Source organism: Pseudomonas sp. P9_35 (assembly GCF_034008205.1).
In the GTDB taxonomy this organism is placed as follows: Bacteria; Pseudomonadota; Gammaproteobacteria; order Pseudomonadales; family Pseudomonadaceae; genus Aquipseudomonas; species Aquipseudomonas kilonensis.
This window is the reverse complement of sequence record NZ_CP125373.1, coordinates 3,950,434-3,962,633: the sequence shown is the minus strand read 5'-3', so window position 1 is coordinate 3,962,633 and position 12,200 is coordinate 3,950,434. Positions and strand designations below refer to the sequence as shown.

The window sequence follows — 12,200 nt, the reverse complement described above, 5'->3', positions numbered from 1 at the left end:
CTGCCGGAGGGAGAACAACAATGAACAAGCCCCTGCGTTTTGCCTTGAACCGAATGGTTGCGCCACGCCTGTCACTGCCCGCTTTCATCGACCTGGCCCTGGCGTTGAAAACCGACGCCATCGAGATCCGCAACGATCTGAAGGGCGTCGAGATCGAAGACGGCATGCCGCCGGCCCGGGTGCGCGAGTTGTGCGAGGCGCGCGGCATCAAGGTGCTGTCGATCAACGCCCTGTACCCCTTTGACGTGTGGAACGAAGAGCGCCGCGCCCAGGCCGTGCGGTTGGCCGACTACGCCCGCGAATGCGGCGCCGAGGGCCTGGTGATGTGCCCGCTCAATGATCGCGCCGACACGCGCAGCGAGGCTGAACGCGCGGCGGGGCTGCGTACGGCCCTCAGTGAACTGGCGCCGATCCTGCGCGCCTTTGGCATCTACGGGTTCATCGAGCCCCTGGGTTTCGAAGAGTGCTCGTTGCGTCGCAAGCGCACGGCGGTGGAAGCGATCAAGAGCATTGGTGGGCTGGATGTGTTCCGCCTGGTGCACGACACCTTTCACCATCATTTGGCCGGTGAACAGGAATTCTTCCCTGAGCTGACCGGGCTGGTGCACATCTCTGGTGTCGAGGATGCCCAGGCGCCGCTGGCGACGATCCGTGACGGCCACCGGGTGCTGGTGGGCGCGGCTGACATCCTCGGCAATGCCGTGCAGATCGAGGCGCTGCGGGCCGGCGGCTACGAGGGCTATCTGTCCTTCGAACCGTTCGCCGAGAGCGTCCATGACCTGGCCGACATCCGCCAGGCGTTGGGGGCGAGCATGAACCACTTGCAAAGCTGCCAGGCCTGACCCGACTCCCTGAACGCTGGAGACCCCCTGTGGGAGCGAGCTTGCTCGCGATGACGGCGGCACACTCAACATCTAAGCTGCCTGACACACCGCTATCGCGAGCAAGCTCGCTCCCACACTTGACCGAGTTGCGTTTGAAAAGGTGCAAGCATGACCACAACACGACTGACCATGGCCCAGGCCCTGGTGAAATTCCTCGATAACCAGTACATCGAAGTCGATGGCGTCCAGAGCAAGTTCGTCGCCGGGGTGTTTACCATTTTTGGCCACGGCAACGTGCTGGGCCTGGGCCAGGCGCTGGAGCAGGACAGCGGCGACCTGGTGGTCCATCAGGGCCGTAACGAGCAAGGCATGGCCCACGCCGCCATCGGTTTTGCCAAGCAGCATCTGCGGCGCAAGATCTACGCCTGCAGCTCGTCGGTCGGCCCCGGTGCGGCGAACATGCTGACTGCCGCCGCCACCGCGACGGCGAACCGTATCCCCTTGCTGTTGCTGCCCGGCGATGTCTACGCCAGTCGCCAGCCGGACCCGGTGCTGCAGCAGATCGAGCAGTTCCATGACCTGAGCATCAGCACCAACGATGCCTTCAAGGCCGTGAGCAAATACTGGGATCGCATCAACCGCCCCGAGCAACTGATGACCGCCGCGATCCATGCCATGCGGGTGCTGACCGACCCGGCCGAAACCGGCGCGGTGACGCTGGCCTTGCCCCAGGACGTCCAGGCCGAAGCCTACGATTACCCGGATTACTTCCTGCAAAAACGCGTGCACCGCATTGACCGTCGCCCGGCCACCGAGGCGATGCTCGGCGATGCCCTGGCGCTGCTCAAGGGCAAGCGCCAGCCGTTGATCATCTGTGGCGGCGGCGTGCGCTACGCCGGCGCCAACGCCGCGTTGCAGGCCTTTGCCGAACGCTTCGACATTCCGTTCGCCGAGACCCAGGCGGGCAAGAGTGCGGTGGTGTCCAGTCACCCGCTGAACGTCGGCGGTGTCGGTGAAACCGGTTGCCTGGCGGCAAACCTGCTGGCCAAGAAAGCCGACCTGATCATCGGCATTGGCACCCGCTACAGCGATTTCACCACGGCATCGAAATGGCTGTTCCAGCATCCGGATGTGCAGTTCCTCAATCTCAACATCAGCCCGTGCGATGCGTTGAAGCTCGATGGCGTGCAACTGCTGGCCGACGCTCGTTCCGGCCTGGAGGCACTGTCCGCCGCGATGGGCGACTATCGCGCCGAATGGGGCGGGCAGATCGCCGATGCCAAGGCCCAGCTCGACGCGGAAGTGGATCGGATCTATCAGGCGGATTTCCAGACCGAGGATTTTGTCCCGGAAATCAACGACCACATGGACCCGGCGGTGTTTCGCGAATTCATCGAACTCACCGGTTCCTGCCTGACCCAGAGCCGCGTGCTCGGCACCCTCAACCAGACCCTGGCGGATGACGCCATCATCGTCGCCGCCGCTGGCAGCCTGCCCGGCGACTTGCAGCGCAGTTGGCGCAGCAAGGGCGTGAACACCTATCACGTCGAGTACGGTTATTCGTGCATGGGCTACGAGGTGAATGCGGCGCTGGGGGTGAAGCTCGCCGAGCCCGACAAAGAGGTCTACGCCCTGGTGGGCGACGGGTCCTACATGATGCTGCACTCGGAGCTGGCGACCTCGATCCAGGAGCGCCGCAAGATCAATGTGGTGCTGCTGGACAACATGACTTTCGGTTGCATCAACAACCTGCAAATGGAACACGGCATGGACAGCTTCGGCACCGAGTTCCGCTTCCGCAACCCGGACACCGGCAAGCTCGACGGCGGTTTTGTGCCGGTGGACTTCGCCATGAGCGCCGCCGCCTACGGTTGCAGGACCTATAAGGTCAAGACCCTCGACGAACTGCACGCGGCCCTGGCCGATGCGCGGCGCCAGAGCGTCTCGACGCTGATCGACATCAAGGTTTTGCCCAAGACCATGATCCACAAATACCTGTCGTGGTGGCGGGTCGGCGTGGCGCAGGTGTCCACCAGCGCCCGCACCGATGCGGTCGCCAAGACCCTCAACGAACGACTGGCCAAGGCCCGTCAATACTGATTGCCCCAACACTACGAAAGGAGTTCTCTACATGTCTTTGAAGCTGGGCGTCATCGGCACCGGGGCCATCGGCCAGGACCATATCCGTCGTTGCAGCCAGACCTTGCTCAACAGCCAGGTGGTGGCGGTGACCGACATCAACTTGCAACAAGCGGCCAAGGTCGTTGCCGATCTCAAGCTGACCGCCGAGGTCTACCCCGACGGTCATGCATTGATCAAGGCGCCGGACGTGGAGGCGATCCTCGTCACCTCCTGGGGCCCGAGCCACGAAGAGTTCGTGCTGGCGGCGATTGCGGCGGGCAAACCGGTGTTCTGTGAAAAGCCCCTGGCCGTCACGGCCGAAGGCTGTCGCAAGATCGTCGAGGCTGAAATCGCCCACGGCAAGCGCCTGGTGCAGGTCGGTTTCATGCGTCCGTACGATGAAGGTTATCGGGCACTGAAAGCGGTGATCGACAGCGGACAGATTGGCGAACCGCTGATGCTGCACTGTGCCCACCGCAACCCGAGCGTGGGCGAAAACTACAAGACCGACATGGCGATCACCGACACCTTGATCCATGAGCTGGATGTGTTGCGCTGGCTGCTGGCCGATGACTACGTGTCGGTGCAGGTGGTGTTCCCGCGCAAGACCAGCAAGGCCCTGGCCCATTTGCGCGACCCGCAGATCGTCCTGCTGGAAACCGCCCGGGGCACGCGCATCGATGTCGAGGTGTTCGTCAATTGCCAGTACGGCTACGACATCCAGTGCGAAGTGGTGGGGGAGGCCGGCATCGCCAAGCTCCCGGAACCGTCCCAGGTGCAACTGCGCAGCGGCGCCAAACTGTCGAATGCGATCCTGATGGACTGGAAGGACCGTTTCATTGCAGCTTATGACGTTGAACTGCAGGCCTTCATCGACGGCGTCCGCGCCGGGCAGGTGAGCGGGCCGTCGGCCTGGGATGGTTTTGCCGCAGCGGTGGCGGCGGATGCCTGTGTGGCAGCGCAGCAGAGTGGGCAGATCGTCAAGGTCGACCTGCCCGAGCGCCCGCGTTTCTACGGCTAACCACATTTCTCCTTTGGGGATGCGGTCAAATTGTGGGAGCGAGCCTGCTCGCGATAGCGTTGGGTCAGGCGATATTGATGCTGGCAGGCCTGACGCCATCGCGAGCAGGCTCGCTCCCACAGGGGATCTGTTGTGAGCAGAGTTCCCGCAGTTACCCGAGAACAAACTGTGGGAGCTGAGCTTGCTCGCGATGGCGGTGGATCAGCTTGCATTGATGCTGAATGCGCCGCCGTCATCGCGAGCAAGCTCAGCTCCCACAGGGATTGCATTCATTCAGTGACCAACAAGGAGCTTTCATGCGAATCGGACTAGTGGGCTACGGCAAGGGTGGGCGGTTCTTTCACGCGCCGCTGATCAGCAGCCTGCCCGGGGCTACGTTCGTCGGCGTGGTGACCCGGTCCGCTGAACGGCGCCAGCAACTGGCGAGTGATTATCCGCACGTCCAAGCCTTTGACTCCCTCGAACAATTGGTGGCGGCCGGCGTCGATGCGGTGGTGGTGTCCACGCCTTTGGAGGGTCGCCCGGCCATTGTGCTGCAAGCCATCGAACTCGGCGTGGCGGTGGTCAGCGACAAACCGTTCGCCCCTGACGCCGCCCAGGCCGAGGCGCTGGTGCTGGCCGCCGAACGCCGCAACGTGCCACTGAGCGTGTACCAGAACCGCCGCTGGGATTCGGATTTCCTGACCCTGCGCAAACTGCTGGCCTCCGGCGCCCTGGGGCAGGTCATTCGTTTTGAATCCAGCGTCGAGCGCTATTCGCCGACCTCGGTCGGCAAAGGCAGCGGTGGCGGGTTCCTGCGCGATTTGGGCAGCCACCTGGTGGACCAGGCGCTGCAACTGTTCGGGCCGGTGGCGCGAGTCTATGCCGAGCTGGACTACCGCCAGCCCGACCAGGTGTTCGACAACGGCTTCTTCATGTCCTTGACCCATGCCAGCGGCGTGATTTCCCACTTGAGCGGCAACTGTGTGCAGAACGCAGCGCGCCCGCGCTTTCGGGTCAACGGCACCCAGGGCTGCTACACCGTAGAAGGCTTGGACGGACAAGAGGCCCAGGCGCTGGCCGGGTTGAGCCCGGCGACCGAGGGCGAACGCTGGGGCGCTGAAGAGCATCGGCGCTGGGGCTGGTTCGAACACGGCACCGAGCGCGAGCGGGTGACCTCGGAGCGTGGCTGCTGGCTGGCGTTCTACCAACACCTGCAAACCGCGTTGCAGGGCGCTGGCCCGCTGCCGGTGGCAGCCCGTGATGCACTGGCGACCACGCGCATCCTTGATGCTGCCAGGCAGAGTGCCGAGCAGGGCGAAGTGGTGCGGTTGTCCACGCCTGTCGGTCATGGAATAAAAGACGAATAAAATTCTAAAATGAGTTGATATGGAAAATATTTTCCAATAAAGTCAATTCCAGGTTACCGACAATCCTGTCTGTCTCCCGCCAAGCCAGCCTTGAACGGATGCCAGACGAAACAAAAACAAGAAACACAGCGAGGTACCGTCGATGAAAACCTTCAGCCGCTCTGCGTTTCACTTGTTACATCTGCTGCGCCTGTCCGCAGTCCTTCCCCTGTTCGAATCCCTGTGTATCCAGCGTAACGGCGCCATGGTGTGTTGCATGCCCGGCGCGCCCATCGTGCGCTTGCCCCGTTCCTGATCCGTCACGCCTTATCCATAAAACCAACAAAAAAGTGGAGAAAGACCGTTCATGAAGACCAAGACCCGTATCGCCTCGCTGGCCCTGTCGTTGATGCTCACCAGCGGCGCTGCCCTGGCGGACCTGAAGATCGGCGTCAGCATGTCCCAGTTCGATGACACCTGGTTGACTTACCTGCGCGAATCCATGGACAAGAAAGCCAAGTCCCTGCCGGACGGCGTCACCCTGCAGTTCGAAGACGCGCGCAGTGACGTGGTCAAGCAACTGAGCCAGGTGGAAAGCTTCATCAGCCAGAAGGTCGATGCGCTCATCGTCAACCCGGTGGACACCGCCGCGACCCAGCGCATCACCAAGGCCGCCGTGGCCGCCGGTATCCCACTGGTGTACGTCAACCGCCGCCCGGACGATCCGAAGTTGCCAGAAGGCGTGGTTACCGTGGCCTCCGATGACCTGGAAGCCGGCCGCATGCAGATGCAATACCTGGCCGACAAGATGGGCGGCAAGGGCGACATCGTGATCCTGCTGGGCGACCTGGCCAACAACTCCACCGCCAACCGCACCAAGGGCGTCAAAGAGGTGCTGGCCAAATACCCCAACATCAAGATCGAGCAGGAACAGACCGGTACCTGGTCCCGGGACAAGGGCATGACCCTGGTCAACGACTGGCTGACCCAGGGCCGCGAGTTCCAGGCCGTGGTGTCCAACAACGACGAGATGGCCATCGGCGCCGCCATGGCCCTCAAGCAAGCGGGCACCAAGAAGGGCAGCGTATTGATTGCCGGGGTCGATGGCACGCCGGACGGCTTGAACGCGATCAAGAAGGGCGAGATGGCCGTCTCGGTGTTCCAGGACGCCAAGGGCCAGGCCGACGGCTCGATCGATACGGCGGTGAAAATGGTCAAGAAACAACCAGTCGAACAGTCCGTCTGGGTGCCGTATCGCCTGATCACGCCGGAAAACGTCGATCAGTTCAAGTGACGTTTGACGCACCGGTCCCACCACAACAATAAACAGGCAAGGTTGCAACGCCGACCTTGCCGAGGGAGTACCTGATCATGTTCGCTTCAGCGACTGCTTCGAGCGCCCCGGCGATGACTTTCCGGCCGGACGTATTACCTGATGAACCGTATCTGCTGGAAGTCGTCAATGTCAGCAAAGGCTTTCCCGGCGTGGTGGCCCTGTCCGATGTACAACTGCGGGTACGCCCCGGTTCCGTGCTGGCCCTGATGGGCGAGAATGGCGCGGGCAAATCCACCTTGATGAAAATCATCGCCGGTATCTACCAGCCGGACGCTGGCGAACTGCGCCTGCGCGGCAAGCCGGTGACGTTCGACACGCCGCTGGCGGCCTTGCAGGCCGGCATCGCGATGATCCATCAGGAACTGAACCTGATGCCCCACATGAGCATCGCCGAAAACATCTGGATCGGTCGCGAGCAGCTCAATGGCCTGCACATGGTCGACCATGGCGAGATGCATCGCTGCACCGCCCGCCTGCTGGAGCGCCTGCGCATCAAGCTCGACCCCGAGGAGCAGGTCGGCAACCTGAGCATCGCCGAGCGGCAGATGGTAGAGATTGCCAAGGCCGTGTCCTACGACTCCGACATCCTGATCATGGACGAGCCGACCTCGGCCATTACCGAGACCGAAGTCGCCCACCTGTTCTCGATCATTGCCGACCTCAAGTCCCAAGGTAAGGGCATCATCTACATCACCCACAAAATGAACGAGGTGTTTGCCATCGCCGATGAAGTGGCGGTGTTTCGCGACGGTGCCTACATCGGCCTGCAACGGGCCGACAGCATGGACGGCGACAGCCTGATTTCGATGATGGTCGGGCGCGAACTGAGCCAGTTGTTCCCGGTGCGCGAGCAGCCCATCGGCGATTTGGTGCTGTCGGTGCGCGACCTGAGCCTGGACGGCATCTTCAAAGGCGTGTCCTTCGACCTGCATGCCGGGGAGATCCTGGGCATCGCCGGGTTGATGGGCTCGGGCCGGACCAACGTGGCCGAGGCGATTTTCGGCGTGACCCCGAGTACCGGCGGCGAAATCCTGCTGGACGGCCAACCGGTGCGCATCAGCGACCCGCACATGGCCATCGAGAAAGGCTTCGCGCTGTTGACCGAGGACCGCAAGCTCAGTGGCCTGTTCCCGTGCCTGTCGGTGCTGGAAAACATGGAGATGGCCGTGCTGCCTCATTATGTGGGCAACGGCTTCATCCAGCAGAAAGCCCTGCGCGCCTTGTGTGAGGACATGTGCAAGAAGCTGCGGGTCAAGACCCCGTCGCTGGAGCAGTGCATCGACACGTTGTCTGGCGGCAACCAGCAGAAAGCGCTGCTGGCCCGCTGGCTGATGACCAACCCGCGCATCCTGATCCTCGACGAGCCGACCCGTGGCATCGATGTCGGTGCCAAGGCCGAGATCTACCGACTGATTTCCTACCTCGCCAGCGAAGGCATGGCGGTGATCATGATTTCCTCGGAGCTGCCGGAAGTACTGGGCATGAGCGACCGGGTCATGGTGATGCACGAAGGCGACCTGATGGGCACCCTCGACCGCAGCGAAGCGACCCAGGAACGAGTCATGCAATTGGCTTCAGGCCTGTCCTGATGCCCGTCAGTCCAGATAAAAAAGGTGAATGGTTATGAACGCGATACTGGAAAACAAACCCGCGGCCGCACCGGCCAGGGCGCGCCGGCGACTGCCGACGGAGCTGAGTATCTTCCTGGTGCTGATCGGCATCGGCCTGGTGTTCGAAATGTTCGGCTGGATCATGCGCGACCAGAGTTTCCTGATGAACTCCCAGCGCCTGGTGCTGATGATCCTGCAAGTGTCGATCATCGGCCTGCTGGCCATCGGCGTGACCCAGGTGATCATCACCACCGGTATCGACCTGTCGTCCGGCTCGGTGCTGGCGCTGTCGGCCATGATCGCCGCCAGCCTGGCCCAGACTTCTGACTTCGCCCGGGCGGTGTTTCCCTCCTTGACGGACTTGCCGGTATGGATACCGGTGGTGGCGGGGCTTGGCGTAGGGCTACTGGCCGGGGCGATCAACGGCAGCATCATCGCCGTTACCGGTATTCCGCCGTTCATTGCCACCCTCGGCATGATGGTCTCGGCCCGTGGCCTGGCGCGCTACTACACCGAAGGCCAACCGGTGAGCATGCTGTCCGATTCCTATACCGCCATTGGGCATGGCGCGATGCCGGTGATCATCTTCCTGGTGGTAGCAGTGATCTTCCACATCGCCCTGCGCTACACCAAGTATGGCAAGTACACCTATGCCATCGGCGGCAACATGCAGGCGGCGCGTACCTCGGGCATCAACGTCAAGCGCCACCTGGTGATCGTCTACAGCATTGCCGGGTTGCTGGCCGGGTTGGCCGGCGTGGTGGCCTCGGCGCGGGCGGCGACCGGGCAGGCGGGCATGGGCATGTCCTATGAACTGGACGCGATTGCCGCGGCCGTGATCGGCGGCACCAGCCTGGCGGGCGGGGTGGGGCGCATCACCGGCACCGTGATCGGGGCGCTGATCCTTGGGGTGATGGCCAGCGGTTTCACCTTCGTCGGGGTCGATGCCTACATCCAGGACATCATCAAGGGGCTGATCATCGTGGTGGCGGTGGTCATCGACCAGTACCGCAACAAGCGCAAACTCAAGCGCTGATACCCGGGAAGTTGCGACAAAGCGCCACGCCTGACCCGCGTGGCGTTGCCATTTGTCTTCTTAATACAGCTATTGCACCGAATTTCTTGTTATAAACGCACTCCGATGACTGCCAAAAGCCTGTCAGAGAACATTTGAAGGGGTTGTCGGACATTTTCCCTATGTTTTCAGTTGCTGAGGCCTCGACTCGGCCTTAGACTGCCGCCCCTCTTAAATTGAGTGCCGGGTGGCGCTTGGAATAGACGGCGCCTTCCTGATGAGCGTGGCAGCTGCGCTGCGGGACGCTCCATAATTCGCCTTAATGCACGTTTTTTTATAGAGATATCAATGACAAAGGAAAAGTTGCTGGCCATGCCGGCGGATGACTACATGAATGCCGAGCAGCTGGCTTTCTTCACCAAGCTGTTGCAGAACATGAAGGTCGAAACCCACGAGCGCATCGAACAGAACCGAATCGCCATTGAGAGCCTGGACACCCCGGCTGACCCGGCGGACGCTGCTTCCGTAGAAGAAGAGCGTACCTGGCTGGTCAACGCCATTGATCGCGACCAGCGCATGCTGCCTCAGTTGGAGCAGGCCCTGGACCGTATCAACGACGACAGCTTCGGCTGGTGCGACGACAGCGGCGAGGCTATTGGCCTCAAGCGCCTGCTGATCAGCCCGACCACCAAGTACTGCATCGAAGCCCAGGAACGTCACGAACAGATCGACAAGCACCAGCGTCAGGCCTGATTCGCGTTTTCCAAAAAAGATCGCGACCTTTTGACGAAGGCCGCGATCTTTTGCTTTCGCCCGTGCTCGTTCGTCTACTCCCGTTGATCTGCTGCAAGAACACGACTAATGGACCATGGATAATGGCTCTGTAGTGGCGTTTAATGCGGTCATAACAACGAGAGTGTGGGTGACGAACATGGCGACAGACGGAACGCTGACAGGTGCAGTGCCGGCCTCGGTACCTGAGACAAAAAGCACGGCGCGCTGGCTGACGCCGACTTTGCAGAGCCTCGCCCTGGCCTTGCTGTTGTGCGGCATGGCCCTGGGCGGCTGGTCGCTGTACCTGGGCCTGCCGCTGGTCATGCTCATCGTCTGGTTGCCGCGCCTGCGTTCGCGCGTGACGGCGGCGCCCGCACCCGCGACCGACACACTGGCCGAGCTGACCCGCGACCTGTCCTACACCACCAGCCATAACGCGCTGTCAGCGGCCGGTGTCGCCTATTCGGTCAAGCAACTGGCCGGCAAGGTCCAGTCCCAACTCGACGCGGCGGCGCAGATCGTCAGCAATGCCGAATCGATGATCGCCACCGAGCAAGCCACTTCGCAACTCAGCCAGCAAGCCCTGAGCGCCGCCAGCGAGGCCCATCGCAGCAGCCTGGCCGGGCGCAGCGAGCTGGTGGAGTCCATCAGCCGCATGCACCAGCTCAGCCAGCGCGCAAATGACAGCCGTGAGTTGATCGAGGCCTTGAGTGTGCGCAGCGATGAAATCCAGCGGGTCAGCCTGGTGATCCAGTCGATCGCCAGCCAGACCAACCTGCTGGCCCTGAACGCGGCCATCGAGGCGGCGCGGGCCGGTGAGCATGGCCGTGGGTTCGCGGTGGTGGCCGATGAAGTCCGAGGCCTGGCCGGGCGCACGGCTGCGGCGACCGGCGAGGTCGGGGTGATGGTGGCCGACATCCAGCAGCGCACCGCCCAGGTGGTGGAGCAGATCCGTCAACTGGCCGCTGACCTGGACATCGGCGTGCAGCAGGTCGAGCACACCGGCCAGCATCTGGAAAACATCGCTCGGCTCGCCGCCGGCGTCGAAACCCAGGTCAGCGCCATCGCCGAAGGCACCGACACCAACCGCGAACAACTCGACAGCCTGTTCCACGCCATCGAGCAGATGCGCGGCGACCTGTCCATCAGCGACCAGCAGACCCAGCGCCTGGCCGAGGCGGCGGTGCAAATGGAAGGCCAGGCCGAAACCATCAGCGAGCGCCTGGCCGAGGTGGGCCTCGACGATTATCACCAACGGGTCTACGACCTGGCGCGGGAGGGGGCGAGCCAGATCGCTGCACAGTTCGAAGCCGATATCGACCAGGGCCGTGTCAGCCTGGAGGACCTGTTCGACCGTAACTACCAGCCGATCCCCAATACCCAGCCAGCCAAATTCCAGACCCGTTTCGACCGCTACACCGACCAGGTACTGCCGACGATCCAAGAGCCCTTGCTTGCCCGGCATGAGGGCCTGGTGTTTGCGATTGCCTGCACCCAGCAGGGCTACGTGCCGACCCATAACAAGGTCTTCAGCCAGCCGCTGACCGGCGATCCCCAGGTAGACACGCTGAATAACCGCACCAAGCGCAAATTCTCCGACCGCACCGGGATCCGCTGCGGCAGCCACCAGCAGCCCGTGCTGCTCCAGACCTACACCCGCGACACGGGTGAGTTGATGCACGATCTTTCCGTACCGATCATGCTCAAGGGGCGTCACTGGGGTGGCTTGCGCCTGGGCTACAAACCCGAGAAGCCGCGCTAGGCTGTGGGAGCAAAGCTTGCTCGCGATGCAGGCGCCTCGGTTCCCTGGAAAACCGCGTCGTCTTCATCGCGAGCAAGCTTTGCTCCCACAGGTAAATCCCAATAGCCACAAAAGCGGTGGTGCACTCGCCAATGGGACTTGCCGCTACTTGCCATCGTGCAGACGCACGTTCAGCTGATCCACCAGCACCGCCTCTTCGCCGTCGGCGAGCAGCCATTCCCGGAGCAGGTCTTTTTGCTGGGTCGACCAGAAGTCGGCCTCCACCAGCTTGATTTCCGGAGCCAGCGGGTGGGCGATGATGAAGTCGTCAATGGCCTTGCCGTCGGAGGGCAGGCCCAGTTGGTCGAACAGGGTCTTGAGTTCGTGGGAAGGTTGTTCCATGGGAGTCTCCTTTGGGCGGGGCGCCGTC

General features: G+C 62.5%; 11 protein-coding genes. 10 read left to right on the top strand and 1 reads right to left on the bottom strand.

What is annotated here, in order from left to right; translation table 11 throughout:
* The first annotated feature begins 20 nt into the window (after positions 1-20).
* The 10 genes from QMK47_RS17210 (at position 21) to QMK47_RS17165 (ending at position 11,791) form a co-directional block, all read left to right on the top strand.
* Positions 21-842 (top strand): TIM barrel protein, encoded by an 822-nt coding sequence (locus QMK47_RS17210; RefSeq protein ID WP_320388836.1) that lies wholly within the window; start codon positions 21-23, stop codon positions 840-842.
* Between the two features lie 150 nt (positions 843-992).
* A complete protein-coding gene (gene iolD / locus QMK47_RS17205) occupies positions 993-2,924 on the top strand; it encodes a 3D-(3,5/4)-trihydroxycyclohexane-1,2-dione acylhydrolase (decyclizing) (RefSeq protein WP_320388834.1) in 1,932 nt (643 codons plus the stop codon).
* A gap of 31 nt (positions 2,925-2,955) precedes the next feature.
* Entirely contained in the window at positions 2,956-3,966 is a 1,011-nt protein-coding gene (locus QMK47_RS17200; protein WP_320388832.1) for a Gfo/Idh/MocA family oxidoreductase, read from the top strand.
* Positions 3,967-4,262: 296 nt separating this feature from the next.
* A complete protein-coding gene (locus QMK47_RS17195) occupies positions 4,263-5,315 on the top strand; it encodes a Gfo/Idh/MocA family oxidoreductase (protein WP_320388830.1) in 1,053 nt (350 codons plus the stop codon).
* Between the two features lie 142 nt (positions 5,316-5,457).
* Entirely contained in the window at positions 5,458-5,610 is a 153-nt protein-coding gene (locus QMK47_RS17190) for a hypothetical protein (RefSeq protein ID WP_200899357.1), read from the top strand.
* A 51-nt stretch (positions 5,611-5,661) separates the two neighbouring features.
* Positions 5,662-6,588, top strand: a complete 927-nt coding sequence (locus QMK47_RS17185; RefSeq protein ID WP_214512667.1) for a sugar ABC transporter substrate-binding protein — start codon at positions 5,662-5,664, stop codon at positions 6,586-6,588.
* A gap of 77 nt (positions 6,589-6,665) precedes the next feature.
* Entirely contained in the window at positions 6,666-8,219 is a 1,554-nt protein-coding gene (locus QMK47_RS17180) for a sugar ABC transporter ATP-binding protein (protein ID WP_253475738.1), read from the top strand.
* Positions 8,220-8,253: 34 nt separating this feature from the next.
* On the top strand, positions 8,254-9,276 hold the full coding sequence (locus tag QMK47_RS17175) for an ABC transporter permease (RefSeq protein WP_003202861.1): 1,023 nt from the start codon (positions 8,254-8,256) through the stop codon (positions 9,274-9,276).
* A gap of 327 nt (positions 9,277-9,603) precedes the next feature.
* Complete coding sequence (locus tag QMK47_RS17170; protein ID WP_003180518.1) at positions 9,604-10,008, top strand: TraR/DksA family transcriptional regulator; 405 nt, start codon at positions 9,604-9,606, stop codon at positions 10,006-10,008.
* 115 nt (positions 10,009-10,123) lie between these two features.
* Positions 10,124-11,791, top strand: coding sequence for a methyl-accepting chemotaxis protein (locus tag QMK47_RS17165; RefSeq protein ID WP_408980813.1), 1,668 nt, complete (start codon positions 10,124-10,126; stop codon positions 11,789-11,791).
* Between the two features lie 144 nt (positions 11,792-11,935).
* Here the strand turns inward: QMK47_RS17165 and QMK47_RS17160 are convergent, their stop codons facing one another.
* Positions 11,936-12,172: a DUF2789 domain-containing protein gene (locus QMK47_RS17160; RefSeq protein ID WP_258688488.1), complete on the bottom strand. Its 237-nt coding sequence runs from the start codon at positions 12,170-12,172 to the stop codon at positions 11,936-11,938.
* Positions 12,173-12,200: the final 28 nt, after the last annotated feature.